Origin of the sequence: Roseovarius albus (genome assembly GCF_900172335.1) — a bacterium.
Classification (GTDB): Bacteria; Pseudomonadota; Alphaproteobacteria; order Rhodobacterales; family Rhodobacteraceae; genus Roseovarius; species Roseovarius albus.
Genome location: NZ_FWFX01000020.1, coordinates 1 through 26,183, shown reverse-complemented (window position 1 = coordinate 26,183; position 26,183 = coordinate 1). Strand labels below are relative to the sequence as shown.

22 protein-coding genes and 1 pseudogene are annotated in these 26,183 nt (G+C 56.3%); 12 read left to right on the top strand and 11 right to left on the bottom strand.

Going from position 1 to position 26,183, the window contains the following annotated elements:
- Positions 1 to 25: 25 nt before the first annotated feature.
- The gene (locus ROA7450_RS19870) at positions 26 to 313 is read right to left on the bottom strand and encodes a co-chaperone GroES (RefSeq protein ID WP_085807710.1); all 288 of its coding nucleotides are present in this window, start codon (positions 311 to 313) and stop codon (positions 26 to 28) included.
- Between the two features lie 254 nt (positions 314 to 567).
- Between ROA7450_RS19870 and ROA7450_RS19865 the strand changes: the two genes are divergently transcribed.
- Positions 568 to 2,283, top strand: a complete 1,716-nt coding sequence (locus ROA7450_RS19865; RefSeq protein WP_085807709.1) for a caspase family protein — start codon at positions 568 to 570, stop codon at positions 2,281 to 2,283.
- 320 nt (positions 2,284 to 2,603) lie between these two features.
- Here the strand turns inward: ROA7450_RS19865 and ROA7450_RS19860 are convergent, their stop codons facing one another.
- Complete coding sequence (locus tag ROA7450_RS19860) at positions 2,604 to 3,788, bottom strand: phosphoglycerate kinase (RefSeq protein ID WP_085807708.1); 1,185 nt, start codon at positions 3,786 to 3,788, stop codon at positions 2,604 to 2,606.
- 130 nt (positions 3,789 to 3,918) lie between these two features.
- Here ROA7450_RS19860 and ROA7450_RS19855 point away from each other — a divergent pair, with 130 nt between their 5' ends.
- The 3 genes from ROA7450_RS19855 to ROA7450_RS19845 are packed head-to-tail and all read left to right on the top strand — an operon-like array spanning position 3,919 to position 5,758.
- On the top strand, positions 3,919 to 4,425 hold the full coding sequence (locus ROA7450_RS19855; protein ID WP_085807707.1) for a peptidylprolyl isomerase: 507 nt from the start codon (positions 3,919 to 3,921) through the stop codon (positions 4,423 to 4,425).
- Positions 4,418 to 4,966 (top strand): peptidylprolyl isomerase, encoded by a 549-nt coding sequence (locus tag ROA7450_RS19850; protein ID WP_085807706.1) that lies wholly within the window; start codon positions 4,418 to 4,420, stop codon positions 4,964 to 4,966. The genes ROA7450_RS19855 and ROA7450_RS19850 overlap by 8 nt, the downstream gene beginning before the upstream one ends.
- A 6-nt stretch (positions 4,967 to 4,972) precedes the next feature.
- Positions 4,973 to 5,758 carry a DUF4336 domain-containing protein gene (locus ROA7450_RS19845; protein ID WP_085807705.1) on the top strand — a complete coding sequence of 262 codons (786 nt, stop codon included), beginning with the start codon at positions 4,973 to 4,975 and terminating at the stop codon, positions 5,756 to 5,758.
- A 74-nt stretch (positions 5,759 to 5,832) separates the two neighbouring features.
- On the opposite strand, the gene ROA7450_RS19840 is transcribed toward ROA7450_RS19845, so the two are convergent.
- Complete coding sequence (locus tag ROA7450_RS19840; protein ID WP_085807735.1) at positions 5,833 to 6,243, bottom strand: group III truncated hemoglobin; 411 nt, start codon at positions 6,241 to 6,243, stop codon at positions 5,833 to 5,835.
- A 42-nt stretch (positions 6,244 to 6,285) separates the two neighbouring features.
- Positions 6,286 to 7,479, bottom strand: a complete 1,194-nt coding sequence (locus tag ROA7450_RS19835; RefSeq protein WP_234999613.1) for an FAD-dependent oxidoreductase — start codon at positions 7,477 to 7,479, stop codon at positions 6,286 to 6,288.
- A 263-nt stretch (positions 7,480 to 7,742) separates the two neighbouring features.
- Between ROA7450_RS19835 and ileS the strand changes: the two genes are divergently transcribed.
- A complete protein-coding gene (gene ileS / locus ROA7450_RS19825; RefSeq protein ID WP_085807702.1) occupies positions 7,743 to 10,685 on the top strand; it encodes an isoleucine--tRNA ligase in 2,943 nt (980 codons plus the stop codon).
- A 126-nt stretch (positions 10,686 to 10,811) separates the two neighbouring features.
- Here the strand turns inward: ileS and ROA7450_RS19820 are convergent, their stop codons facing one another.
- The 3 genes from ROA7450_RS19820 to ROA7450_RS19810 are packed head-to-tail and all read right to left on the bottom strand — an operon-like array spanning position 10,812 to position 13,842.
- Positions 10,812 to 11,957 carry an ABC transporter permease gene (locus ROA7450_RS19820; protein WP_085807701.1) on the bottom strand — a complete coding sequence of 382 codons (1,146 nt, stop codon included), beginning with the start codon at positions 11,955 to 11,957 and terminating at the stop codon, positions 10,812 to 10,814.
- Positions 11,954 to 12,880 (bottom strand): ABC transporter ATP-binding protein, encoded by a 927-nt coding sequence (locus ROA7450_RS19815; protein WP_085807700.1) that lies wholly within the window; start codon positions 12,878 to 12,880, stop codon positions 11,954 to 11,956. Before ROA7450_RS19815 ends, ROA7450_RS19820 begins: the two co-directional genes overlap by 4 nt.
- Positions 12,877 to 13,842 carry an HlyD family secretion protein gene (locus tag ROA7450_RS19810; RefSeq protein ID WP_234999612.1) on the bottom strand — a complete coding sequence of 322 codons (966 nt, stop codon included), beginning with the start codon at positions 13,840 to 13,842 and terminating at the stop codon, positions 12,877 to 12,879. The genes ROA7450_RS19815 and ROA7450_RS19810 overlap by 4 nt, the downstream gene beginning before the upstream one ends.
- 317 nt (positions 13,843 to 14,159) lie before the next feature.
- Here ROA7450_RS19810 and ROA7450_RS19805 point away from each other — a divergent pair, with 317 nt between their 5' ends.
- On the top strand, positions 14,160 to 15,335 hold the full coding sequence (locus ROA7450_RS19805) for a benzoate/H(+) symporter BenE family transporter (protein WP_085807699.1): 1,176 nt from the start codon (positions 14,160 to 14,162) through the stop codon (positions 15,333 to 15,335).
- Positions 15,325 to 15,825 carry a L,D-transpeptidase family protein gene (locus ROA7450_RS19800; RefSeq protein ID WP_085807698.1) on the top strand — a complete coding sequence of 167 codons (501 nt, stop codon included), beginning with the start codon at positions 15,325 to 15,327 and terminating at the stop codon, positions 15,823 to 15,825. The genes ROA7450_RS19805 and ROA7450_RS19800 overlap by 11 nt, the downstream gene beginning before the upstream one ends.
- 3 nt (positions 15,826 to 15,828) lie before the next feature.
- Here the strand turns inward: ROA7450_RS19800 and ROA7450_RS19795 are convergent, their stop codons facing one another.
- The 3 genes from ROA7450_RS19795 to ROA7450_RS19785 form a co-directional block, all read right to left on the bottom strand.
- Positions 15,829 to 17,775, bottom strand: coding sequence for a hypothetical protein (locus tag ROA7450_RS19795; protein ID WP_085807697.1), 1,947 nt, complete (start codon positions 17,773 to 17,775; stop codon positions 15,829 to 15,831).
- 454 nt (positions 17,776 to 18,229) lie between these two features.
- On the bottom strand, positions 18,230 to 18,718 hold the full coding sequence (locus ROA7450_RS19790) for a YybH family protein (RefSeq protein ID WP_085807696.1): 489 nt from the start codon (positions 18,716 to 18,718) through the stop codon (positions 18,230 to 18,232).
- 427 nt (positions 18,719 to 19,145) lie between these two features.
- Positions 19,146 to 19,808, bottom strand: a complete 663-nt coding sequence (locus ROA7450_RS19785; RefSeq protein WP_085807695.1) for a YggS family pyridoxal phosphate-dependent enzyme — start codon at positions 19,806 to 19,808, stop codon at positions 19,146 to 19,148.
- A gap of 195 nt (positions 19,809 to 20,003) precedes the next feature.
- Between ROA7450_RS19785 and ROA7450_RS19780 the strand changes: the two genes are divergently transcribed.
- Complete coding sequence (locus tag ROA7450_RS19780; protein WP_085807694.1) at positions 20,004 to 20,489, top strand: DUF3576 domain-containing protein; 486 nt, start codon at positions 20,004 to 20,006, stop codon at positions 20,487 to 20,489.
- A gap of 6 nt (positions 20,490 to 20,495) precedes the next feature.
- Here the strand turns inward: ROA7450_RS19780 and ROA7450_RS19775 are convergent, their stop codons facing one another.
- Positions 20,496 to 21,734, bottom strand: a complete 1,239-nt coding sequence (locus ROA7450_RS19775; protein WP_085807693.1) for a glycosyltransferase family 4 protein — start codon at positions 21,732 to 21,734, stop codon at positions 20,496 to 20,498.
- Positions 21,735 to 21,874: 140 nt separating this feature from the next.
- Here ROA7450_RS19775 and leuS point away from each other — a divergent pair, with 140 nt between their 5' ends.
- The 4 genes and pseudogenes from leuS to ROA7450_RS20850 form a co-directional block, all read left to right on the top strand.
- Positions 21,875 to 24,439 (top strand): leucine--tRNA ligase, encoded by a 2,565-nt coding sequence (leuS, locus tag ROA7450_RS19770; RefSeq protein ID WP_085807692.1) that lies wholly within the window; start codon positions 21,875 to 21,877, stop codon positions 24,437 to 24,439.
- Positions 24,426 to 24,917 (top strand): LPS assembly lipoprotein LptE, encoded by a 492-nt coding sequence (lptE, locus tag ROA7450_RS19765; RefSeq protein ID WP_085807691.1) that lies wholly within the window; start codon positions 24,426 to 24,428, stop codon positions 24,915 to 24,917. The genes leuS and lptE overlap by 14 nt, the downstream gene beginning before the upstream one ends.
- Entirely contained in the window at positions 24,914 to 25,939 is a 1,026-nt protein-coding gene (gene holA, locus ROA7450_RS19760; RefSeq protein ID WP_085807690.1) for a DNA polymerase III subunit delta, read from the top strand. Before lptE ends, holA begins: the two co-directional genes overlap by 4 nt.
- Positions 25,940 to 26,047: 108 nt before the next feature.
- A pseudogene (locus tag ROA7450_RS20850) lies at positions 26,048 to 26,183 on the top strand (FAD-dependent thymidylate synthase); the annotation flags it as partial.

Sequence of the window (26,183 nt, the reverse complement as noted above, 5' to 3'; positions counted from 1 at the left end):
AGAAATTGTGGTGTCAGATTGACGATCAGGCCATTACGCCCAAGATGTCGTTTTCTTTCATGATCAGCAGCTCTTCGCCGTCGATCGTGATCTCTGTGCCCGACCATTTGCCGAACAGGATGCGATCACCTGCGCTGACGGCCATGCCGATCAGCTCGCCGTTGTCTTTGCGGGCGCCTTCGCCGCAGGAAACAACTTCGCCTTCGCTAGGCTTTTCTTTGGCGCTGTCTGGAATGATCAGACCACCAGCGGTTTTTTCTTCGCTTTCAACGCGACGTACAAGAACACGGTCATGTAGCGGTTTAAATGCCATGATGTAGGTTTCCCTATAAAGTTTCTCCCTAACTCCGAGCGGAGCGTGTTAGCACTCCCTGTCGGCGAGTGATAACGACGCATAGCTAAGAAGCGAAAAGCAGGGAGTCAACAGTCAGGGGAGATTTAATTTGCAGAAATGTTACAGGGGCCGCGTGTCCTGCCGTTTTTGGACATTCCAGATGAAATCTGCTACTCTTGGTAAGTCTGTTACGGCAATCGTTTTCAAGTTTTTGCTGTGTCGGGTAATGTATCATGGCTATTAAGCTGGACATTCAATCGTCTGATTTAGACGATGAAGCGCTGTCAACACTTGTGGGGCAGCTTGATCGTGATTTGAATGACGCAGATGGGCTCAGATCTTCACGTGCAACGCGCAAACCTGCATCAGGTTCGCGGGCGTTTGAACTGTTGCTTGACCCACAGCTCTGGATTGAGGTCGGGCAATCAGCAGCGGTGTCATCGCTTATTCAGGTGCTGAAAGCATACATCGTTCGAGAAAAATCGGTTGCATTTGCACTGCGTACAGATGAGGGCACAGAACTCGCCTTTGATGCAAAGAACTTCAGTGAGGATCGGGTATTCGACGTCCTTTCCCGCCTTGCTCCCGATTTTTCGCAGGGGGTGGCTTCAACTGGCCCCGAGTTCGATCAATCAGACCTTACTGTTAAGCCTTTCGAGCCCCCTCAGAACCGAACTGGTGTTGATAAATCGACACGAAAGACTGCGATCATAATCGGTATAGACAGCTTCGCAGACACCGAATTGGATGATTTAAGTTATGCGCGCAATGATGCCACTGCGCTTCATAATCTGCTGCAAGGAGAAACCGGTGAGCAATTTGATCGTGTTGAATTGATAACCCAAGGCAACCATTCCGACGCGTTGACAACAATTGAGCAGATAACCACCGAGATGCAGCGCAATGATCTTTTGCTGATTTATTATGCGGGTCACGGACTGGTGCGCAATCAGAAGCTTCATCTAGCATTTGGTAACACGCGTAGTGATCTGATCCATTCCACCGCATTGAAATACGGCAATTTGCTGGATGTGGTTGAGCAGGCTTCTGCGCGAACGCGATTGATGATCCTGGACTGCTGCTATGCGGGTGCAGCTGGTGAGGACGCCTCTCGTTCGGCGCTTGGCGAGCAGCTTCAGTTGGAACTTGGCGCAAACAGCCGCACTTTGGTGATGACCGCTGCGACCAGCACGCAGATCGCGCGTGAAGCACAAACCTTTGGTCATGGTGTGTTTACGAAACACCTGTTGGACGGGCTAAGGGGCGCAGCGGATCGCAATGGCGATGGGACGGTCGATACACGTGAACTTTTTGATTATCTCGAAGAAATGATGCAGGCTGAACATCTGCAGCGCCCACAAAAGTTCAACTTCCTGGGAAGCGGTGCCATCACTTTGCGCAAAACCGGCTTGCACCCGCATCGCGACCGCGCGCGGCAATTGCGCAAAATGGTGTATGATTTGCAACATGACGGACTTCTTTCAGAAAGTCAGTCAGACCGACTTACCGGTTTGTTGAAGCTGAACCTCGACCAGATGGATACGGTTCAGCTTCGCCGTTTTCGGCTGCTGGAAGCTAAGTTGATGGACGATTTCAAGCCAGGGATATTTTTTGATGAATGGGAACGATTGGGTAGCAGCAAGCCTTCGACACCACACAGTGATTCCAAGCCTATTCCTCCTGACACGTTAAGTGCAGAGAAACTGGGTAAAAGATGGTCCCATCTCAAAGCTGGCGCAAGTGAGGCCATTTCCTCGGTCAAACGAAGAGCAGATGAGACGAAGGAGACTTTCCAAAGCAAAACTCCTGAAACAGAGACCCAAACGCCTCAGACTCCAAAGAAAAGACCGTGGAAGTCGCTAAGCAAGTGGGACAAATTCATGCGTGTTTGCAGCTATATTGGCCTGCTAGTTGTGGGCATGTTTGTGCTGATGTTCATTGTTGCGTAGGGCATGTGAGAATTCTGCACATCAATGCAATCGACTGGCCCAGATACTCATGTGATGAAATCTCTGACTGCTGATTGTCGCAAGCACAAATGGTGTGAACTAAACCTATATCAAAAGAACTTCCAAACATCGTTGGCAGATCTCGATGGTTACATTTCATTTGACGGAGAGCCAATCGAGTGAACGCTCATGTTTCCCGCAGCATTCAGTGCAATGGGTTCGATCCAGACGAGCGCTGCAAATACAGGGCTATGTTGCAGACCATTTTTCGATGATCTGCAGAATTTAGTGAGCAGGGTTAGCCGTAGATGGTCTCTATATTATCCGTTCAACGCAGCAACACCCGGCAGTTCTTTGCCTTCCATCCATTCTAGGAACGCACCGCCTGCGGTGGAGATATAGGTGAAATCCTCCGCGGCCCCGGCCTTGTTCAGGGCGGCGACTGTATCGCCACCCCCGGCGACCGAGGTCAGTTTGCCCGCTTTGCTCAGCGCGGCGGCGTGTTTTGCGGCGGCGTTGGTGGCCATGTCAAAAGGTTCGATTTCAAACGCGCCCAGCGGGCCGTTCCAGATCAGGGTTTTGGCGCTGTCCAGCGCTGCACCAACGCGGGCCACGCTTTGCGGGCCGGCATCCAAAATCATCGCATCTTCGGGGCAGGCATGGGCGGGCACTGTTTCATTGGCGGCATTGGCGGCGAATTCGCGGGCCACAACCACGTCGGCAGGCAACAGGATTTCACATCCCGCGGCCCCGGCCTTGGTCATGATCTCGCGCGCTGTAGGGGCCATGTCGTGCTCGCACAGCGATTTACCTACGTTCAGCCCCTGCGCGGCCAGGAAGGTGTTGGCCATGCCGCCACCGATGACCAGTTGATCGACCTTTTCAACCAGATTGCCCAGCAGGTCGAGCTTGGTGGATACTTTCGCGCCACCAACCACGGCGACAACAGGGCGCTGCGGCGCACCAAGGGCGGCTTCCAGCGCTTCCAGCTCCGCCTGCATCAGGCGGCCGGCGCAGGATGGCATATGCTGTGCAATGCCGGTGGTCGAAGCATGGGCACGGTGCGCGGCGGAGAAGGCATCGTTGCAATAGATATTGCCCAGACCCGCCAGACGTTTGGCAAACGCGGCATCGTTTGCCTCTTCACCTGGATGGAACCGGATGTTTTCCAGCAGCAGGACATCAGCGGCTTTCGCTTCGTCGGTCAGCGCTTCCGCGCCTTCCAATGTTTCCAGCAAAGTGACCGAGCGGCCAAGCGCCGCTTCCAGCGCTGGCACGGCCACGCGCAGGGACATGTCCAGCACGACCTTACCCTTTGGGCGGCCAAAGTGAGCGATCAGGATTGGCTTACCGCCGCGTGCCAGAATATCTTTGATGGTGGGCACGATCCGTTCGATCCGGGTGGCGTCGGTGACGATGCCGTCTTTGACCGGCACGTTGATGTCCACACGTGTCAGCACGGTTTTACCGCTCAGATCCATGTCATCCAGTGTTTTCCAGCCCATGCCACAACCCTCCGTTACGCAATTTCGCGCCTCTCATGGCGCGAAGAGGTCTGCGCGTCAACTGCAGATACTTGGCAATCGTGAACGAAGCGCCTAGGTATCAGTCAAATCTTTATCGAAGGAGCGCCCGATGGCCGAAATCAAAGACCCCGAAAACACCATCCTGATGGAACTCAAAGACGGCACCGTGACAATCGAATTGCTGCCGGATGTGGCCCCGGGCCACTGCGAGCGGATGAAAGAGCTGGCACGCTCGGGCGCTTATGACAACGTGGCCTTCCACCGCGTGATCGACGGCTTCATGGCGCAGACTGGCGATGTGGCCAATGGCAACATGGAAAAAGATTTCAACATTCGCATGGCCGGCACTGGCGGTAGTGATTTGCCAAACCTGAAGGCCGAATTCAGCGGCGTTCCGCATGACCGCGGTACCTTGGGTGCGGCACGCAGCCAGAACCCCGACAGCGCCAACAGCCAGTTTTTTGTCAACTTCAAAGACAACCACTTCCTGAATCGTCAGTACACCGTCTATGGCCGCGTGATTGACGGCATGGAACATGTCGATGCCATCGTGCGTGGCGAGCCACCAGCAAGCCCCGACCGCATGGTCAGCGTCAAGGTTGCCGCTGATGCGTAAACTGGCAGCTGTATTTGCCCTTCTGGCCAGCCCCGCGCTGGCCACCGGGCTTGAGATTGAAGTGTCTGGCAAAGCCAACGGCACGATCAAGATCGACCTGCTGGAGGATGTCGCGCCAAAACATGTTGAGCAGATCGCCGCACTGGCCACCGAAGGGGCCTATGATGGCGTCGCCTTTCACCGGGTTATCGACGGTTTTATGGCGCAAACCGGTGATGTGGAATTTGGCAAGGTGGACAGTGGAAATCTCGCCTCTGCCGGATCGGGTGGCAGTGATCGCCCAGACCTGAAGGCCGAGTTCTCAAACCAACCGTTCGTGCGTGGCACGGTCGGCATGGCCCGATCAAGTAGCCCAGACAGTGGCAACAGCCAATTCTTCATCATGTTCCAGTCTGCCCCGCATCTGGATGGGCAATATACGGTTGTAGGACAGGTGACCGAAGGCATGGAGGTCGTTGACAAGATCAAGCGCGGCTCAGGCCAGTCTGGCACAGTCAGCGGCAAGCCGGACGTGATGACCAAGGTCACAGTCACCGACTAAACAGATATGACCGGACGAGCACATGCGCCTTTTGATACCTTAAAACCCGTAGCGGACGGGCTGTGGGTGATTGACGGCGCGCCCGTCCAGTCAGGCTGGATCCTGCGTGGGTCGCGGGCCTCAGTGGCCCGGCTCGATGATGGCAGCCTGTGGGTGCATGCGCCCACGACGCTGACCGAAAATTTGCTGGCCGAGCTGGAGGCGCTGGGGCCGGTCAAATATCTGGTCGTGCCCAATACCAATTATCTGGCATCGCTGCCTATGTGGCAGGCGGCTTATAAGGACGCGATTGTCTACGGGGCACCGGGGGTGCCTGAACTGGCCGAGGAAAGTCTGGAACAGGTTCGGGTGGACCGCGAGCTGGACATCGATCAGGCTGAGGCAGAATGGCATGGGCAATTGGGCCAGATGTTGGTGCGCGGCAGCTGGCGGCATCGCGAGGTGGTGTTTTTTCATCAGGCCAGCGCGACGTTAATTGTCTCTGACATTATTCAGGCCCATGACACCAACGCTTTGCCGGCTTGGATGCGACCCATCGTCTGGCTGGCGGGTACGGAATACACCGACGGTAAAATGCCCTATCGGATGGCCCGTGGTTTCAATCGGCAGTCGCTTGAGGAAAGCGTTGAAAAGATGATTGATTTCGCACCGGAACGGATCATCATATCCCAAGGCCATTGGTATGAACGTGACGGTACTGCCGAGTTACAACGCGCCTTTCGCCGTCTGGTGGGATCACAGCAGTGGCTGCGTGCGCTCATGACGATGGAACGTATGCGCAAGGGCAAGTGATCTGAAGGAGCGCCTTGCGGCGCATTGGATGTCTCGTCCTCCGCCTTTGGCGTCGTCCTCGGGATTGGCGAGGTTTAGAACAGTTTCGGAATGCCTCCGGGTAGGGTCTCGCGGTCGACGACACCTGCGCGCAGGCTGCGCCCGATGCGGTGGGCTAGGGCAGACCACGCGGCGGCTTGTTCCTCGGTCAGTTCTGCGCGTAGTACCGAGTCGAATAGGTCCAGCCAAGTGGAAAACATCCCCGGTTTGACATTGCCCGCTTTTAGGTGAGCCGCCATCGGGCTGCCCTCGTAGCTGCGTTCGTGCAGGATGGTATTGGCCCAGAAATCTGCCACCTTGACCTCGTGCTTGGGCCAGTCATCCACATGCACCGCAAACACCGGGCCCAGACCGGGATGATTTCGAACTGACGCATAAAACGCCGCAACCACCCGTTCGATCTCGGGGCGGGTGATGGCAAAACGTGGGGGCAGGGCGGTACTCATGGCCATGACATGCGACAAGCAGCGGGGTGTTTCAAGGGCAGATCAGCGGATCGGGGGGACCAGATCGCCGCAGACCAGTCTCGATAGGACGCTGGGCGCGGGGGGAATGCGCGACAAGGGCGTCAGGATGTGGTCACGCAGGCGTGGCAGCCAGCGACTGTCGGATTGATAGAGCGGGGTGAAGGCCGCACTCATCAGTTGGTAGAGCCACAGGTGCCTGCGCCGCATTCGGCAATAGCGGTCCAACGCATCAGCAAGATCATCGTGGTCTTGCAGCGCCAGATTGAGCGCCCAGGCATCCAATAGCGCCATATTCGCGCCTTGCCCCAGTTGTGGGCTGGCGCGGTGGGCGGCATCGCCGATATGGACCAGGCCTTTTGCAGCCGGAGAGCGCAGTGTGCCATGAGAATAAAAGGCGGGCGTCATCTGAGCATGGTCCGTGATCCTTTCCAGAAAGGGGGCCATATCCGGCCAGAGCGCGGTGGCCTTCGCCTTCCATTCATCGAGCGGTGCGGCCCGCCATGCGGCATAATCCGCTTGCGTCAATGACCAGAACAGAGCGGTCTTGATTGTTGGGTCATTTGACAGCCTTCCCACCGGCAGGATGCCGATCATCCGATGCGCTTTGCGGTAGCGTTGTGACAACAGATCGATAGGCAAGGACGTCTCGGTGGGGCGGTCCACCGTGCCCCAGATCGCGCCATATGGCAGGGCGCGGGGGACAAGCGGAGAGAGCGGAGATTTCGCCCCTGTGCTGTCGATAACCAGATCGAAAGGCGGGCTTTTGTCCCCACCCGCAAAAAGCAATTGGCGTTTGTCGCCATCTGTGACCCCTGTCACCGGATGATCCGGGCAGAGGGTCGCCCCGGCTTTTTGCGCTGTTGTCAACACGCAATGAAACAAGGCCGAGCGATGCATTGCCAGACCATGGCGACCGGTGCGCTGTTTTGGGTCATAGGTCACATCCAAAATCACCCGCATGCTTTGGCTCTCATGACCCAGCATGCGTGTGATCGGTTGTCCCATCTGGCGCGCCATGTCACCGGCTCCAATCAAATCAAGCACATCCTGCCCGACAGGCTGAATCACCAACCCCGATCCCACCGGCGCAGGTGTGGTGAACTGATCGAACACCGTGACCTTGTGGCCCTTGGCACTCAAAGCTGCTGCTGCGGTCAACCCACCGATACCGGCTCCGGCGATCCCGATGTCTTTGCTTAGCATGGCGCTGGTCAACTCTGGCTACACACTCACATTGCAAAACCACCATAGAGGGTGTCTTTTCGCCTGCAATCGGGAAAAATGTCGCGCGGGGCTGGCCCCTCTGGACGTGGGCCAAAGCCCGGCCTATAAGGCGCGCAATGACACATATGTTCGCGATCATTATTCGAATTATATGCCCGGCGCTCTGAGCTAGACGAGCCGCCGGGACAAGGCGTATGAAAGATCGCGCCGACCCAGACAACCCAGATCAAGATACATGATGAAGGACGCCTGTGATGTGCGCCGATATGCCTGAGTACAAAGAGACACTCAATCTGCCCGAAACCGATTTTCCAATGCGCGCCGGCCTGCCCAAGCGCGAGCCTGCCTGGCTGGAGCGTTGGAATAAAATCGGCGTTTATGATCGCCTGCGTGACAAGGCCGAAGGGCGCCCGCCTTTCACCCTTCACGATGGCCCACCCTATGCCAATGGTCACCTGCACATCGGGCACGCGCTGAACAAGATTCTCAAGGACATGGTGGTGCGCAGCCAGCAGATGATGGGGCGGGACGCGCGCTATATCCCCGGTTGGGATTGCCACGGCCTGCCGATCGAGTGGAAGATCGAAGAGCAATACCGCAAAAAGGGCAAGAACAAGGATGAAGTCGATCTGATCGATTTCCGTCAGGAATGCCGCAAATTCGCCGAAGGCTGGATCGATGTGCAACGCGAGGAATTCAAGCGCCTTGGCATCACGGGCAAGTGGGAAAAGCCGTACCTGACGATGGATTTCCGCGCCGAGCGTATCATCGCGGAAGAGTTCCAGAAATTCCTGATGACCGGAACGCTCTATCAGGGCTCAAAACCTGTGATGTGGTCGCCGATTGAAAAAACTGCGCTGGCCGATGCCGAGGTCGAATATCACGACAAGGAAAGCTTCACGATCTGGGTGAAATTTAAGGTTGCCGGTATTACTGAAGGCGCTGCAGAAAGTGGCGAGAAATTTGATTTGCGGCTTCAGGATGCGCATGTTGTCATTTGGACGACTACGCCTTGGACCATCCCGTCGAACAAGGCCGTAGTATTCGGCGAAGATATTGCTTACGGTCTTTATGAAGTCACAGGGACACCGGACGAATGCTGGGTCAATGTGGGCGACAAGTTCCTGTTGGCCGATAATCTGGCGGCGGACGTCATGGGCCGCGCGCGTCTGAATGACGATCAATGGAAGCGTGTTCGCGGAATTGACGCTGATGAATTGCGTACACTTAAAATTAGACACCCGCTAGCGTATGCCGATGGCGCAGAAGGATATTGGGATGTCGAGCGCGACTTCCGTGCCGCAGAGTTTGTGACTGACACCGAAGGCACCGGCTTTGTCCACTGTGCCCCAAGCCACGGTATGGACGAATTCGAACTCTACCGCGATCTGGGCATGCTGGAACAGGTCATCACCTACAACGTCATGGATGATGGCGGCTTCCGTGCAAACCTGCCGTTTTTTGGCGGCAAATACATCCTCAATCGCAAGGGCGGCGAGGGCGATGCGAACAAGACCGTGATCGACAAGCTTGTCGAGGTCGGCGGCCTGCTGGCGCGTGGCAAGATCAAGCACAGCTATCCGCACAGCTGGCGCTCAAAAGCGCCGGTGATCTATCGCAACACGCCGCAGTGGTTTGCCGCTGTGGATAGGGCGGTGGGTGACGGCAAAGACACCTACGGCACTACAATCCGTGAGCGTGCTTTGAATTCCATCGATCAATTGGTGACATGGACGCCGAAAACCGGTCGTAACCGGCTTTATTCGATGATCGAAGCGCGCCCTGACTGGGTGTTGTCACGTCAACGCGCCTGGGGCGTGCCGCTGACCTGCTTTACCAAGAAAGGCGCGCTGCCCACCGATGAGGGCTTCCTCCTGCGCAACGCAGAGGTCAACGCCCGCGTTCTGGAAGCGTTTGAAGCTGAAGGAGCGGATGCCTGGTACAAGGACGGCGCAAAAGAGCGCTTCCTTGACGGCATCGTTGATCCCGCAGAATGGGACAAGGTCGATGACATCCTGGATGTGTGGTTCGATTCCGGTTCAACCCACGCCTTTGTGCTGAATGATCGTGAAGATGGGTCCGAGGACGGCTTGGCCGATCTCTACCTTGAAGGCACTGACCAGCACCGCGGTTGGTTCCACTCTTCTATGCTGCAATCCTGCGGCACGCGTGGCCACGCGCCATATCGGGGTGTGCTGACACACGGGTTCACGCTGGACGCCAAGGGCATGAAGATGTCGAAATCCGTTGGTAACACCATCTCACCCGAGGATGTGACCAAACAGTACGGCGCTGACATCCTGCGTCTTTGGGTGGCGCAGTCGGACTATACCGCTGACCTGCGTATCGGCCCCGAGATCCTCAAAGGCACCGCTGACAGCTATCGTCGCCTGCGCAACACCATGCGATTCATGCTTGGATCGCTGTCCGGATTCTCCGAAGCTGACCGAGTTGAGCCAGCAGATATGCCACGCCTTGAACGCTGGGTCCTCAGCCGTCTGGCCGAACTGGATGAGGTCGTGCGCGAAGGTTATGCCAAGTATGATTTCCAAGGCGTATTCAGCGCGGTGTTTACCTTTGCGACCGTGGATCTGTCGGCGTTCTATTTCGATGTGCGCAAAGACGCGCTCTATTGTGACGGAGACAGCGAACGCCGCCGTGCTGCGCGGACTGTTCTGGACATCCTGTTCCATCGCCTGACCACCTGGCTGGCACCTGTTCTGGTATTTACTATGGAAGAGGTCTGGTTGGAACGCTTCCCGGGCGACGACAGTTCGGTTCACCTGATTGATTTCGTCGAAACCCCAGCCAATTGGCGCAATGAAGAGCTTGAGACTGGCATGGCCAAGATCCGTCGTGTGCGTCGTGCAGTGACTGCCTCACTTGAGATGCAGCGTCAGGACAAAGTCATCGGCTCCAGCCTAGAAGCGGCCCCTGTGGTGCATGTCGAGGATGCAGAGACACGCGATTTGCTGGCGACCTTCGACGTGGATGATCTTTGCATCACCTCGGGGCTGACCATCTCCGGCGATCCGGCTCCGGCAGAGGCCTTCCGTGTGCCAGAGATCGACGGCATTGGTGTGGTGTTCGAAAAGGCCGAAGGCGAGAAGTGCCAGCGCTGCTGGAAAATCCTGCCAGACGTGGGCCGCCACGCACATCCGGGCACCTGCCAGCGCTGCAACGACGCTCTGGGTTGACAGAGACCCGGGCAGGGAGATTGCTCTGGGGGAACTTCAGCGCAACAAATACAAGATCCAGGTAATTTGCCTGGGTCTTTTTGATGCAAACACGTGACCTTAGCGACGCAAGGCCTGCACGCAAATCTAACCAAGACGTTTTTTAAATCTCAGAGTTGCAACGAGCAATCCAAGGATTGCGAAACCCACCATCCACAGGATATCCACCCGCAGCGCGTAAAGCGATGCATCGCGCAAAACGACCCCCCGGATCATGTCCATGAAATGTGTGGCTGGCAAAACTTGAGCGATCATCTGAACCGGCTTGGGCATCCCATCAAATGGGAACATGAAGCCAGACATCAGGATCGATGGCAGCAGGACAAAGATCGTCATCTGCATCGCCTGCAGCTGATTTTGCGCAAGGGTCGATATCACCAACCCCAAAGACAGGCTGGCGATGATGAACAGCAGCGTGACGACCAGCAACGTTCCCAAGCTGCCGTTGATCGGAACCGCAAACAGAACGTGCCCCAATCCCAGAATGATTGCGACCTGTATGAGCCCCAGAAAAATGTAAGGGATGATCTTGCCGATCATCAACTCGACCGACTTGATCGGTGTGTTGATCAGCATTTCCATATTGCCCCGTTCGCGTTCTCTCACAATCGCGGCCGAAGTAAACAAAATCATCGTCATGGTCAGAATGACGCCGACCAGCCCGGGTACGATGTTCACGGCTGATCGCTGTTCAGGGTTGAAATATAAGGTGACCTCAAAGGTCGGTACCTGCCGGTTCGGCGGCCGTTTCAACAATTCGGTCAACGGCATGGCCCGCAGCGATTTGATCGCGCTTGAAACCATCGTGTCAGACCCATCCACAATCCAATGCGCAACCGGGCGGCTGCTGGTTTGATCCGTCGTATCGGGCAATCCGAATCCAACGGATGGGCTTCGGACAAGCCGGTTGGCGACGTCCGGGGGGATAATAAAGGCTGCGCGGATCCTCGCCTCTGTGATGGCAAGCTCGGCCTCTTCTGGCGTTGTGAAACGCTCGGTAATGGTGACCACCTGGGTGGCCTGAACAATTTGTGCCAGCGTGCGGGACAATTCGCTATTGGCCTGATCCACCAATCCCACCGGGACATGGCGCAGGTTGGTGTTGATCGCGTAGCCAAAGAGAAGCAGTTGAATTAGCGGGATCATGATCACCATGCCAAAGGTCATGCGATCACGACGAAGTTGCAGTAGTTCTTTTTTCAAAACAGCGACGATGCGACGCAGAGAGATCATGACGGGTCTCCCTTTGTCGCGCTCACGAACACATCTTCCAGATTGGGGCGTTGCACCGTCAGCGATATGTCAGGGTAGTCCTGCAGCAGCGCTTTCAGCATCGCCACCGGATCGGATTCCGACTTTTTGACAAGAACTCGCAGCCGCGCCCCAACCTGAGCTGTTGACAACACGTCATCTTGACCGTCCAACTGGTGTTTGACCCGCCGTAGCCCTGCACCTTCAACCTCGACCACCGTGGCGTTCAGATCGTCCATCAATTGGCGTGGCGATCCGTCCGCTTTCTTTGTGCCATGCTCCAGGATCGCCAAGCGGTGGCAGCGCTCCGCCTCGTCCATGAAATGCGTGGACACGATCATCGTCGCCCCCTGATCGACAAGGTCAAACAGTTGTTCCCAGAATCCACGCCGGGTTTCCGGATCAACCGCCGATGTCGGCTCGTCCAGAAAAAGCAGTTTGGGGGAATGAATGACGGTTGCTGCCAGCGCCAGCTTTTGCCGTTGCCCGCCGCTCATACTGCCGCTCAGTTGATTGATGTTCTCGGTCAGGTCATAGGTTGACAGCAGCTCGTCAATGCGACCTGCAATCTTGTTTTTTGGCATGCCATAAATTTCTGCAGCAAAGCGCAGGTTTTCCAAAACCGTCATGTCGCGGTAATAGGAAAAGATTTGCGTCATATAGCCAATTTCATTTTTCAATGGCTCGGCAGATTGCGGCATCGGCTGACCAAGCACGGAAATTGACCCACTTGTCGGCGTTAACAGCCCGGTCAACATACGCATCGTAGTGGTTTTGCCGCAGCCATTCGGCCCCAGAAAACCGTAGATCTGACCAGTGCGAATTTCCAGATCAAGGTTGTTGACCGCAGTCTTCTCGCCGAATTTACGTGTCAGCCCCTTGGTGGATACCACCAGATCGCTCATGGCACAGTGACCTGGACCGGAACGCCCGCAGGCAGGTCAGATGAGGCGTTGGGCAAATCAATCTCGGCCAGATACACAAGCCGCGTCCGGTCATCCTGATTCAATCCATAGTAGGGGGTAAAGGAGGGGTCGTCACTAATCCAGCGGACAACCCCCTCCAAAGGTTCATCCAATCCGTCCACTTTAACCTGTAAACTATCACCTGGCGAAATGTTCACCCGATGGGGTTCTGGTACATAAACGCGTGCGTAGGGTGTCTCTCCCGCCACCACGATTGCAACCGGGCTGCCTTGGGTGACGCGTTCGCCGATATTCCACGGCAGGGAGTCTAAAACACCATTCCGGGTGGCGGTTACAGTCAAGTTTTCCAATGTCTTTTGCTCGGCTTGAACCATTGCTTCGGCAGCCCGCACATTGGCATGAGCCACAGCCAGATCTTCGGGGCGAGTACCATTTTCGAGCTCTTTGAGGGACTCTTCAGCGCTCGCAAGCTCGGCACGGGCGGAATCCCTCAGCGCAAGGTCTTGTTCCAAGCGCGCTTCGGTGACAACGGAATTGGTGACCAACTGAGAATTGCGGGCATATACCGCTTCAGCATCTGCCAACCGTGCTGCGGCACCAGAGACTTTTGCTTTTGCAATCGCGATCTCTTCTTTTCGGGCACCGACCTCTAACTTGAGCTTCGTTGCTTGCGTTTTTTCCAGTTCCGCTTTTGCCAGATTGAGCTTGGCCATCTGCAACGTCGTATCAAGCTGCACCAAAACATCACCAGTGACCACCGGGGTTCCCTCCGCAACAGGTAACTCAACAACGATTTCATTTGCTGTTGCTGTAAGAGCCACGCGATCGCGGGCTAAAACGCCTAAGGCGGCACTCGAATCCGTTCCAGAACATTGGTCAAGAAATGAAAGTGGCATCATCGCAAAAATGACCAGAGGAAATGAAAGAGTTGTGTTCATCATCGGCCGTGCTCCTCTGCACTTTATTGGCATCGCTCGATACGCAGATTCCGGTTATCCCAAACGGCGCCCGCGTTCTGCCAGAAGTGTAGCAAACAGATTTCAAAAAACAAATTCTGCCTCACGAGGCACATAGATTTTGGAATCTGGGGCTTGCGCAATCACGACTTCCGAAATCGGTAAAGCCGGTCAAAAAGTTGCCAAATGATTAAACTATCAATTGGTAACGCGCTCAGCTGTGAAGCAGATCACCGGCAAAGGTACTTGTACCTGCGCTTATTTACCATAGGGTTGCATCCATAGAGAGCAGGAACAATTTAATGCGGGCAGGTTTTCCATCACTTCAGACCTTAACCACCGGTGCAGTTGTTGCCATCGTCGGGTTTTTTAGCTCGTTCCCGATTGTGTTGCAGGGGTTGCACAGTATGGGGGCCACGCCAGCACAGGCGGCCTCGGGGCTGATGGCGGCGGCCTTGTCAATGGGGCTCTGCGCCGTCGTTTTGTGTCTCTACACCCGCATTCCGGCCAGCGTGGCGTGGTCCACACCAGGCGCCGCGCTTTTGGCGGTGACGGCGGTGACAGCGGGTGGGTTCTCCGATGCGGTTGGAGCCTTCATCGTGGCGGGGGCACTGACGCTGACCGCTGGTCTCTACCGTCCTTTTGGCCGGTTGGCTGCCTCGATCCCCGCGCCTTTGGCGCAGGCCATGTTGGCCGGAGTGTTGTTACCGCTCTGCTTGCAGCCCGTCACTGCCATGGCCGAGGTCCCTGCAGTCATCGGCCCAGTGGTTATGGTCTGGCTTATCTGCGGTCGGATCAATCGATTGTTGGCGGTTCCGGCCGCGGTGTTGATGGCCACGGCTATCATTTTTGTCATCGGGGATTTCTCTCAGTTCTCTGCCGGGCCGGTCATCACGATGGGAGAGTTTGTCACTCCGACGTTTTCAATTGATGCTGTAATTGGCATCGCGATCCCGCTGTTCATCGTCACCATGGCCACCCAGAATGTGCCGGGGTTGGCCGTGCTTAAAAGCTACGGCTACACTCCGCCGCCAACCACTTTGCTATCTGGTGTTGGTGGGTTCAGCGTGGTGTCCGCCCTATGGGGGGCGCCTGCCACCTGCCTGGCGGCGATCACCGCTGCGATGTGCTCGAACGAGGACTGTCATCCGGACCCGGCGCAACGCTATTGGTCGGCAGTGTTTGCTGGGATCTTCTACTGCTTCTTTGGGTTGTTTGCAGGGGTGATCACCGCCTTTGCCGGATTGGCGCCGCCTATGCTGGTGGCCAGCGTGGCGGGATTGGCGCTGGTCGGCGTGCTGGGGAATTCGACCTTTGCTGCGCTCCAAGATGCCGATTATCGTGATGCAGCGGCGATCACCTTTCTTGTCACCGCCTCGGGCGTGACCGCCTTTGGTCTTGGCGCGGCGGTCTGGGGTCTGCTGGCAGGGGGCATTGTTCAGATCTTGCGCAAGGGGATCGTTTTGAATGACACCTGAGGATCTGGTTTTGACCCCGCAAGGTGTACGCTTTCGGGGACGACGTTACCCCTGCACCATCGGGCGCGGTGGAATCGTACAAAACAAGCGCGAGGGCGACGGCGGCACGCCTGTTGGCATCCATCATATCGTCGGTATGTATTACCGCCCTGATCGCATGGCACGCCCCGCGCCTTGGGCTCAACCGATCCGTCCTGGCGACCTGTGGTCGGATGCGCCAGAAGAACCCGATTACAATCTGCTGGTCCGTACACCCTATGCTCACTCGCACGAGGTTATGTGCCGAGGCGATCCGCTCTATGATTTGGTCTTGATCACCGATTGGAACTGGCCCAATGCTGAACCGCATATGGGTTCGTGCATCTTCCTGCACCAATGGCGCAGGCCCGGATATCCCACTGCCGGTTGCGTCGCCTTTCGACCCGATCATTTGCAACAGATTGCCCGTCAGATTGAGCCAGGAACACGTCTGATTGTGAAGGCTATTTAGAGTTTAACCCTCAATAGCGCTTAGGCTCTCCTCCATCACCGCGGCTGCGGGTGCTGCGGTCTCTGCCGCATCGTTGATCAGTTGCTTTACCGTTCCCATGCAGATCGGCGGCACCCAGAGGCTGGTTTTCAATTGAGTCCCGGGATCTCCGATCAGCCAGCTGTCTGCGTCTTTCAAAAAGGCACAGTTTGCGGCATCGGACGAGAGGGCTTGTTGTGGCTCGGCAGCGGCAGCAATCACCGCTTCAACCTCTTTGGCGCTGGTCAGCAGGATCGATTGGTGACCGATGCGCTCCCCCCAAGCTGCGATATCGGCATTGCTTAGACAGCCGGGCGTCAGCGAACTTAAGGCACAGCGCCCTTTTGCCGTCTCTTCGATCATCATTGATGCAAAAATCGGAAGCGCCCCGGACACCCCGGATGTACCGCTTAGACCCGCGCCATTGCAGGCCAGCTCAATCTCGGGGAAAAACTCTTCGATCAGCGGACCGCCATGCTCTTGCTCGTCTGGTTCTTCTTTGGTTCGGATCGGCGCGCCATAGACCGTCAGATACACTTCGTCTTTTGCGGATTTATAGGTCTTCGCATCGTCCGGGTTGAAATCCTCAAGCAACAGGCAGGTCCGCACCGGCATTGCCACTTGATAGGCATATGGCGAGCGGTACAAGGCCGCGTTGGTCTCACACATCTCTTCGGCGGTGATACAGGCGCGCGCTGCCAATTCCAGCCGGTCCAGCCCAATCAGTACGTCATCCTGCAAATCCTTCAGTTCGTCTCTGACCTTGGCGTTGGTCGCTGGCAAAAACGCGGTGGTGCAGGGGGTTTCCGCACAATTTCGATAGGGCACGACAAAGGCATCGGGCGACTCCAGCGCGTCTTGCAGATCGGTATACAGCGCCTGATAACTGCCCCAAAGCGCGGCCAGTTCTTCATACTCCACTTCTGATCCAGAAAGGCTTTCTTCTCGCGGCCAATTCGACAGCACTTCATAAGGTGTCACGGCAATGCGGAATATCTTTTCCGCTTTGTCAGCCTGCCCGGCAAGCGTTTCAGCGGCTTCCACGATATCTTTGGGTGTTGTCGGCAGTTTTTCAGGCTGACCGCCGGATTGGAAAAAGCTGATCTCGCGCGAGGCCTGTTCGTTGCTCGAAGAGCTTGAACCGCTCATAGCGGAGCTGACCTTGGTGCCCCAGCCGCCGCCACTGACCGAGGCCGACATCGCCGAGCGTGTGTCCTGACTGGAGGTCTTGATTTCAACAACGATCGACAGTTTAGCACCGCCATAAGTGGCGGAAACATACCCGGTGCCGCAGACATCTTTGAACTGCTCCAGATCCCGCTGTGCCAAACGTTCGGCCATCGGTGTCAGTTCAACAGAGTGCCCGCCTGCATCACCGGGCGGCAGCGCCACCCAAGGGGCATTCAGGACCTCCGCTTCGATCAGATAGGTCAGGGAAGAGCCGCTGATACTGGTTTCGGTGCTAAACTTCATTTCGCCTTCAACGTCATAGCCGACCGACTTGACCGAGGCCTCGGCACTCATGTCCATGGCCGCCTGCAACTCGTATTGATCATTGACCTCGCTGAACCCCAATGACGAGGTCTGACCCTTGAACGGCTTGTCCCGCTTGAACTGCACACAGTGGGTCGGGATCGCCTCGCCATGAAAAGCATTCCAACCCCAGCCCAGCCCTAGGCCGGTTTCCGGTGCCAGCAGGATATCGGTCGGATCAGGCGCCTCATAGTTCCGCTTGCGCTGCACCGCCACCGGTTTGACACTGGCTCGGTCAGGCCGGGCCTGTTGCTCTTTGATCAGGCGCTCGGTGGCCTCGTCTGCCGTGATTGCAGGGGGTGTCTCGTCTTCTTCCTGTTCAAAATACGGAACGGCCATTGGGGCCAGACCAATGATACAAGCACTAATAATCAGGACGCCAATGAACTTCGTACCCATTCGAAACCCTCCAAAATTTTTGAAAAAATGTACTAATTTGAATCCCTCATACCATGCTCGGCAGAGTTCAGGGGAAGATTTTCAAATTTGAGAATAGTTGGCCGATGTGTCTTAGTTGAAGCATCAAAGTTGGATAAGCTAGAAGCGCGCCATGTCCGAAGCTCACACCGTCTCGGAAGAGATCACCACCCAACAAATGTTTCATTGTTATATACCACCGATGCGATTGGTTTTCCTCGAAAGTGAAAACATCGAATAACGGGTATGCGGGGCGAACCTGACTGATGCAATTATAACTAAGTTAGGTGCAGAAGGGTCAATTTTGCACAAGAAAATGCGACAATCTCTATTCGGCGGCAAAGCAGTTTTTACCGGTGCGGTCGTTCAAAAAGCTGTCGGCGGGCGGAAAACTAAACCGACCGTTAGATGAAACAAACGTGCCTAGCCTATGAACCTATTGCTCGGGCTTTCGACTGGCATGGTGCGATACCATTAGCCACTGCCCATCTATTCTCTCGAAGACATTGGTGGCCAGAAGCTCCGCCTGTCTGACGGTGCCATCTTGCATGGTCACTTCGCCAATCTCTTCACCGATTTCCCAAGCAAAATCACCGATCACATGGAGATGAGGCGCCTCAATTGCCATATTGACAGAAGCCACCTTTTTCTCGGTCTCTATCCAATATTGCGAAACGGCATCCCATCCTACGACAACAGATTTGCTGCGAGGGCCAACATTGGTGACATACGGTTTGTGAGCCCAGACGCCTGCCATTGCGTCGCCTATGCTTTCTGATGCAAGCGCCTCGTAAAATGCGTGGCTGGCAGCTTGCACATCAGCAATGTCATTTGCGGCTTGGGCAGGGGCATCCCGAATCGGAATGATGCTGAACAAGAATAGAAAACCGAGAGCCACTAGACAGCTTGAAGAAAGTCGCGACATGGGGGTAACTCCTTAAGATTGACGGCTCATCAAGGCGCATCAATTTATGCCATAAGCAACAGCACCAGTTTTTCGGATGCGGGATTACTCGTTATGCGCTGTAGAGAGCTGATTGCTGAAATCTAGGTGAAGACTACGGGAAATTGCCCAATTTTTCAAGGAACTCACGAGAAGACCGGCCGGTAGGATTGTCGGCTATGCCCCGCGATCCGATGTTTGATGCCATCATTTGTGATGCAGCAAGCCAGAGCGGCGGCTTACTTCGCCGGAATGTAGTATGAAATCTTTTGGCCTCGCCGCCAGAAAGTTTCCGTACGCGTGGCACAAAACCGTCTCTTCCCCTTTGGATACACCATAGACATTCGCCCATGGAATGCCGATTGTGCGGAGAATATTTTGGAAATGTAAAAAGGTGGCTCTTTCGGGTTTAACCGGCCGTATCATATGCCCGCGCACCAAAAATCGCACTGCCCACACGGATGTGCGTGGCCCCAAAGCTGATGGCTTTTTCAAAGTCGCTGCTCATGCCCATGGATAGCCCGTTTAACCCGTTGCGCTCGGCGATTTTGGCTAGCAGGGCAAAGTGGAGGCTGGCTTCTTCTTCTACTGGCGGGATGCACATCAGGCCCTTCACCGGCAGATCCATGGCGTTGCACTCGGCCACAAAGGCGTCGGCCTCGCGGGGCATGATGCCTGCCTTTTGCGGCTCTTCCCCGGTGTTGACCTGAATAAAAAGGTCCGGGCAGTGACCCATTTCCTGCGCCAGCCGGGCGATGGTTTTGGCCAGCTTGGGGCGGTCCACTGAATGGATGCTTTGAAACAGCTCAAACGCCTGCCGCGCCTTGTTGGTTTGCAGGGGGCCGATCAGATGTAGATCAATGCCGTCAAATTGCTCGCGAAACTCCGGCCATTTGCCCGCCGCTTCCTGCACTCGATTTTCTCCGTAACAGCGGTGGCCTTCGGTCAAAACCGCATCAACCCGCTCATTGGGCTGCACTTTCGAAACTGCAATTAGTTCCACACTACCGTTGGCACGACCTGCGTCGGTTTCGGCTTGGGCAATACGGGTTTTGATCTCTTCCAGGCTCACGGCATCCCCCTTGTTTGGCGTAGGAATTTATCTGCCACAGGCGTGCCGCCCCCGCAATGCAGAAGCGCTACAAGCCGTGAGAACCATTGCCCGAACTGGCAATTTTTGCTCACGTCACTGTCAGGGCGATGTTAATGCCTTGCCCCAAACCTTCACGTTGGATAGTAGGGGGTAGAAGCAATATTGGACCGTAGAATGATCCTGTCTCGTTTGTACCGTTTGGTCTCTGTGTTTTTGGTTGTGGCACTGGTGGCATCCTGCTCCGCTTGGACAGAAAATGCGACCTTTGATCCGGAAACGACGAAGGTTAAAGGCGGACGCGAATCGAACCCGGTTCAAAGCGGAACTTCACTATTTGAGGCTTTTCAGGGCGACCCGACGGCTGATGTCAAGGTCAACCGCTTCTTGTGGACAGCCAGCCTAGAAGTGCTGAGCTTCTTGCCAGTTCAGGATGCGGACCCATTTACGGGTGTGATCAACACAGGCTATGGCACTCCTCCGGGCGGCGGTACATCTTATCGCGCGACGGTGCTCATCAGCGATCCGGCGCTTGATGCGCGCTCATTGAATGTGGCGTTACAAACCAAGCGCGGCCCGGTTAGCGCAGCCACGCAACGTGCTGTCGAAGATGCGATCTTGGCCCGTGCCCGTCAGCTGCGCATTCAGGCCGCCAAATTCTGATCCTGTTCAGGCCTCCATTACCGAATTGATCCAGTCCATCTGCCGCGGCAGGCAGATGGAGTTTAAATCGTACTCGGCCTGCATTTTCTGACGTGCGGCGGCCCCAAGCGCGGCCCGTTGATCCTGATCGTCCAACAAGGCACAGACCTCGTCCACCAAGGACTCTTTGTCAAAGAAATCCACCAAACGTCCGGTTTCCCCATGGGTGATCACCTCGCGCACCGGCGCGGTGTCACTGGCCACAATCGCGGCCTCACAGCTCATCGCCTCCATCAGACTCCAGCTCAGGACAAAGGGATAGGTCAGATAGACATGCACCCGGCTGACCTGAAGCAGTTTCAGGAAGGCATCATAAGGAATACGCCCCAAAAAATGCACGCGTTCCCAATCGGCATCCGGGATTTGGCCGCGCACTTCATCGATGAATATCTGTTTCCAGGTTTTCCCTTTGGGCGCCGCAGCCCCATAGCTGACCTCATCTCCGCCCACGATCAGCACCCGCGCATTGGGCCGTTCCTTTAACAAGCGGGGCAGGGCGCGCATAAAGATGTGATAGCCGCGATAGGGCTCAAGATTGCGGTTCACAAAGGTGATGACCTCGTTATCGCGCGTAAGGTCGGGAACGCCTTTGAACTTGGCCACGACCTCCTGATCAGGGCAGGCCTGTATAGTATTGATTCCATCATGGCTGACCGTAATGCGCTTGCGAAATGCCGCGGGGAAAGTATCGGCCTGAAATCGCGTCGGACTGACCCCGGCATCGGCCATGCCAAAATGCAGATGGTTGTTGAGGTTTTTCATCCGCATGCGTAACACATCTGTTCCGATATCCTTCACCGGGAATTCGGGATCGAAATTCATGTGCGGATAATCGGTCTGATGATAAAGCTCGCAATACAGCCCGATCCGTGCCTTGGGCCAGACATCACGTAGAAACAGTGATTCTCCCCATCCCGGATGTGCCAGAATGAGGTCCGGGGTAAACCCAGCCTCCCGCAATTTTACCGCAGCATGATAACAGGCCTCCCCGCGTGTGACTTTGGTATCAAGGTCGATCAACCAGCGGTGCACATTCTGCCCGCCGCGATTGGGCAGGCTGTAAGGTAAAACCTTGATCCCGTTCCATGTGGTTGCCTCTTTCACCTTGAGCGTCAGGGCCACGCATTCATGCCCTTGTTTGGCCAGCAATGGGGCAAGGTGCTTGTACTGTCCGGGGAAGTTTTGATGGATGAAGAGAATTTTCATTAATGAGACTGCACAATGGTGTTTTCCTGACCATATACAGTGCGGAAACCACCCGCAATCGCATCCTACGGGCTGGACCCCGCGCGCTGCTCAGCCTATCAGGCTAGGTAAGAACTTACTTACCAAGGGATGCGCCCGACATGTCGCGCTATTCAGCTGCCGAGATCGAAACCAAATGGCAAGAAGCCTGGAACACCGCTGAAATCTTTCAGGCGGGTCGCTCTAAGGACAAGCCAAAGTATTACGTGCTGGAAATGTTCCCGTACCCATCTGGTCGGATCCACATGGGCCACGTGCGCAACTACACCATGGGCGACGTGGTGGCACGCTTTAAGCTGGCTACCGGGCACAACGTTTTGCACCCGATGGGGTGGGACGCCTTTGGTATGCCTGCCGAAAACGCCGCCATGGCTTCGGGTGGCCATCCCAAGGACTGGACCTATAGCAACATCGCTGACATGCGCAGCCAGATGAAACCGCTGGGCCTCAGCATCGACTGGTCACGCGAATTTGCCACTTGCGATCCGGAATATTATGGCCAGCAACAGGCGCTATTCCTCGATTTCCTCGAAAAGGGTTTGGTTTACCGCAAAAACGCTGTGGTGAACTGGGACCCAGTCGATATGACCGTTCTGGCCAATGAACAGGTTGAAAACGGCCGTGGCTGGCGTTCGGGTGCACTGGTCGAACGCCGTGAACTGACGCAGTGGTTCTTTAAGATCTCGGATCATTCCGAAGAACTGCTGTCGGCGCTGGATACACTGGAAAACTGGCCCGCCAAAGTCCGCCTGATGCAGGAAAACTGGATCGGCAAATCACGCGGCCTGCAGTTCGGGTTTGAGCGCATTGATGGTGCGGAACCAATTACCGTCTACACCACACGCCCTGACACACTCATGGGCGCCAGCTTTGTTGGCATCTCTCCTGATCACCCGATTGCCAAGCAGCTTGAGGCCGAAAGCCCCGAGGTCGCCGCCTTTGTTGCCGAATGCCGCAAGGGCGGCACCACCGAGGAAGCTATCGAAACCGGCGAAAAATTAGGTTACGACACCGGCATTCGCGTCAAACACCCGCTGAACCCGGATTGGGAACTGCCGGTCTGGATCGCCAACTTCATCTTGATGGATTACGGCACTGGCGCGATCTTTGCCTGCCCGGCGCACGATCAGCGCGACCTTGATTTCTGTCGCAAGTACGATCTGCCTGTGGTCGATACCTTCTTTGCGCTCGACAACGACACGCCCGTCGCAAACGAGGCCTTCGTTCCGCCAAAAACTGAGAAGGTGCGCTGGGTCAACCATTTCGCCGGCCTGACCGAGGCCACCGGCGAAGAGGCCATCGATGCCACAGTCGATTTCGCTGAAAAGGCGGGCTGGGGCGAGGGCGTCACCAAATACCGCCTGCGCGATTGGGGCCTGAGCCGCCAGCGCTACTGGGGCTGCCCGATCCCGGTGGTTCATTGCGAAAAATGCGGTGTGGTGCCTGAAAAGAAAGAAAACCTGCCAATTCAGCTGCCTTATGACGAAGGCGGCAAACCGATTGATTTCTCGGTCCCCGGAAACCCGCTAGACCGTCACCCCACATGGCGTGACTGTTCCTGCCCCTCCTGTGGGGCCCCGGCACAACGCGAAACCGACACGATGGACACCTTCGTCGATAGCTCGTGGTATTTCGCCCGTTTCACCGCGCCGCGCGCCGATACGCCAACCGATCTGGCCGAGGCCGAATACTGGATGAACGTCGATCAATATATCGGCGGAATTGAACACGCGATCCTGCATTTGCTGTATTCGCGTTTTTTCGCCCGCGCGATGCAAATCACCGGCCACCTGCCAGAGAAATCGTCTGAGCCGTTCAATGCGCTTTTTACCCAAGGCATGGTGACCCACGCGATCTACCAAACCGAAAACGCCAAGGGCCGCCCGGTCTATCACTACCCCGAACAGGTCGAGCTGCGCGACGGCAAGGCCTTCGTTAAGGACACAGGCGAAGAGGCGAAGATCATCCCCTCGGCCAAGATGTCGAAGTCGAAAAACAACGTGGTCGATCCGTTGAACATCATCTCGTCTTACGGCGCCGACACCGCACGCTGGTTTGTCCTGTCCGACAGTCCGCCCGAGCGCGACGTGGAATGGACCGCCTCCGGCGCCGAAGCCGCGTTTAAACATTTGGGTCGTGTCTATCGTGTCGCGTCCGAGATTGCTGACTCAGACACGGCTGACAATTCTGAGGACAAAGCGCTGCTGCGCGAAATGCACAAGGCGATCCACGATGTCACCGGCGGGGTCGAATCTTTTGGATTCAACGCCGCGATTGCCAAGCTGTACGCCTTCACCAACACGCTGGCCAAATCCAAGGCCGGTGCCGCAGCCAAACGCGAGGCGGCCAAGACGCTCGCACAGCTGATGTCACCGATGACACCACACCTGTCCGAGGAAATCTGGCAACTGTTGGACGGCGAAGGCTTGGCCGCGACGGCCCCGTGGCCCAAAGCGGATGAGAGCATGTTGGTCGATGATACCGTGACCCTGCCGATTCAAATCAACGGCAAACGCCGCGCGGAAATCAGCGTGCCCAAAGATATGGGCAAGGCCGAGGTTGAAAAGATCGCGCTGGCAGAACATGCTGTGCAAAAGGTTCTTGAGGGCGCCGCCCCCAAGAAAGTCATCGTTGTGCCGGGCCGGATTGTGAATGTTGTTATCTGATCGTCGTACATTTTTGCTGGGCGGGTTGGGCGCATTGGCAGGCTGTGGTTTCAGTCCGGCTTATGGCCCGCAGGGTGCAGCGACGGTGTTGCAAGACAACATCCTGTTGGATGCGCCCAAAACCCGCTCTTCCTACATCTTTGTGCGCGAATTTGAGACCCGCATGGGGCGCGGCGAGGGCGGTAAATACGCACTGTCCTATTCGGTCACCTTCTATTCAGACGCGGTCTCCATCGACAAAAACGATACCACCAATCGGCGCAATCTGGTGGGTACCGCGACCTATGCCCTGCGTGACCGGGACACGCGCAAAGTGCTGACCTCGGGCAAGGAAACTAATTTCACCGGCTATTCCACCTCGGGTACCACCGTGGCCTCGCAGGCGGCGCGGCGCGACGCGCAGGTGCGCCTTATGACCATTCTGGCCGATCAGGTCATTCGTCAACTTACCGCAGCCGCCCCCAATCTGCCCAAATGAAACTGTCCCCCCGCGACGCACCGGGGTATTTTGCCCGCCCAGATCCCAGCCGCACCGGCTTGCTGATCTACGGCGCCGATGCCATGCGCGTGGCCCTCAAACGGCAAGAGGTGATCGCCGCCCTGATCGGTCCACAAGGCGAGGAAGAAATGCGTCTCACCCGCATCCCCGGCGGCGAGCTGCGCAAAGATCCGGCGATGCTGCTGGACGCGATCAAGGCGCAGGGTTTCTTTCCCGGTCCTCGCGTGGCTTTCGTCGAGGATGCCACTGATGTGCTGGCCCCGATTGTAACGGATGCGCTGGCAGACTGGCGGGAAGGTGATGCGCAGGTTATCGTGACCGCCGGACAACTCAAGGCCGCCTCCAAACTGCGCAAGCTGTTTGAGACGCACACCAATGCCTATGCCGCAGCGATCTATGATGATCCCCCGTCGCGGGCCGAGATCGAGGCCACTCTGGCCAAGTCCGGGCTCAGCAATGTTGGCACCGATGCCATGCGCGATCTGATGACCTTGGCGCAGGAACTTGACCCCGGTGATTTCCGTCAGACCGTGGAAAAACTTTCACTCTACAAGCTGAATGATGAAGATCCGGTTTCATCCGATGACATCGCCATCTGCGCCCCTGCTTCAAGCGAGGCCGAGCTTGATGACGTCCTCAATATCGTGGCCGAGGCGCGCTCGGGCGAAATCGGCCCGATCATGAAGCGGCTCAAGGCGCAGGGAGTACAGCCCGTGGGCCTGTGTATCGCTGCCACTCGGCATTTTCGCACGCTCTACGCCGCTGCTTCTGATCCCGGTGGGGCGGGGCAGGGCATCGCGCGCGTGCGCCCGCCGGTTTTTGGCAAGCGCCGAGACCGGATGCTGCGACAAGCCCAGAACTGGGGCGCGGACCGCCTGCAACAGGCGCTTACTCTGCTGACTGAAACCGACCTGCAACTGCGCTCCGCTGGCCAAACCGCCCCTGCCATGGCGCTGGTTGAACGCGCCCTGATCCGTTTGGCGATGATGGCGCGGCGTTAAATCAGCTTTTGTGGTTACATTTTCCGCATATTGCCGTTTGGAAATCTATATCTACCAGATATAGTATCCCTTGAATCATAAGAGCATTGGCATTGAGGGGGCATTGAGATGGTATTAAGCGTCGAGCAGCAGGCGGAGATTGATGAGCTTCGGGCAGCACCGCAGCAGACCTTGCGGGTGGTCTCGGAAGGGATGGAAAAGCATCTTTATAGCGCGCATCCGGTGCTGGATCACGGCTTTGTCC

Coding starts and splice junctions, on each gene's coding strand:
- ROA7450_RS19870 (WP_085807710.1), bottom strand. CDS start 313: ATGGCATTTAAACCGCTACATGACCGTGTTCTTGTACGTCGCGTTGAA.
- ROA7450_RS19865 (WP_085807709.1), top strand. CDS start 568: ATGGCTATTAAGCTGGACATTCAATCGTCTGATTTAGACGATGAAGCG.
- ROA7450_RS19860 (WP_085807708.1), bottom strand. CDS start 3,788: ATGGGCTGGAAAACACTGGATGACATGGATCTGAGCGGTAAAACCGTG.
- ROA7450_RS19855 (WP_085807707.1), top strand. CDS start 3,919: ATGGCCGAAATCAAAGACCCCGAAAACACCATCCTGATGGAACTCAAA.
- ROA7450_RS19850 (WP_085807706.1), top strand. CDS start 4,418: ATGCGTAAACTGGCAGCTGTATTTGCCCTTCTGGCCAGCCCCGCGCTG.
- ROA7450_RS19845 (WP_085807705.1), top strand. CDS start 4,973: ATGACCGGACGAGCACATGCGCCTTTTGATACCTTAAAACCCGTAGCG.
- ROA7450_RS19840 (WP_085807735.1), bottom strand. CDS start 6,243: ATGAGTACCGCCCTGCCCCCACGTTTTGCCATCACCCGCCCCGAGATC.
- ileS (WP_085807702.1), top strand. CDS start 7,743: ATGTGCGCCGATATGCCTGAGTACAAAGAGACACTCAATCTGCCCGAA.
- ROA7450_RS19820 (WP_085807701.1), bottom strand. CDS start 11,957: ATGATCTCTCTGCGTCGCATCGTCGCTGTTTTGAAAAAAGAACTACTG.
- ROA7450_RS19815 (WP_085807700.1), bottom strand. CDS start 12,880: ATGAGCGATCTGGTGGTATCCACCAAGGGGCTGACACGTAAATTCGGC.
- ROA7450_RS19810 (WP_234999612.1), bottom strand. CDS start 13,842: ATGATGAACACAACTCTTTCATTTCCTCTGGTCATTTTTGCGATGATG.
- ROA7450_RS19805 (WP_085807699.1), top strand. CDS start 14,160: ATGCGGGCAGGTTTTCCATCACTTCAGACCTTAACCACCGGTGCAGTT.
- ROA7450_RS19800 (WP_085807698.1), top strand. CDS start 15,325: ATGACACCTGAGGATCTGGTTTTGACCCCGCAAGGTGTACGCTTTCGG.
- ROA7450_RS19795 (WP_085807697.1), bottom strand. CDS start 17,775: ATGGGTACGAAGTTCATTGGCGTCCTGATTATTAGTGCTTGTATCATT.
- ROA7450_RS19790 (WP_085807696.1), bottom strand. CDS start 18,718: ATGTCGCGACTTTCTTCAAGCTGTCTAGTGGCTCTCGGTTTTCTATTC.
- ROA7450_RS19780 (WP_085807694.1), top strand. CDS start 20,004: ATGATCCTGTCTCGTTTGTACCGTTTGGTCTCTGTGTTTTTGGTTGTG.
- ROA7450_RS19775 (WP_085807693.1), bottom strand. CDS start 21,734: ATGAAAATTCTCTTCATCCATCAAAACTTCCCCGGACAGTACAAGCAC.
- leuS (WP_085807692.1), top strand. CDS start 21,875: ATGTCGCGCTATTCAGCTGCCGAGATCGAAACCAAATGGCAAGAAGCC.
- lptE (WP_085807691.1), top strand. CDS start 24,426: ATGTTGTTATCTGATCGTCGTACATTTTTGCTGGGCGGGTTGGGCGCA.
- holA (WP_085807690.1), top strand. CDS start 24,914: ATGAAACTGTCCCCCCGCGACGCACCGGGGTATTTTGCCCGCCCAGAT.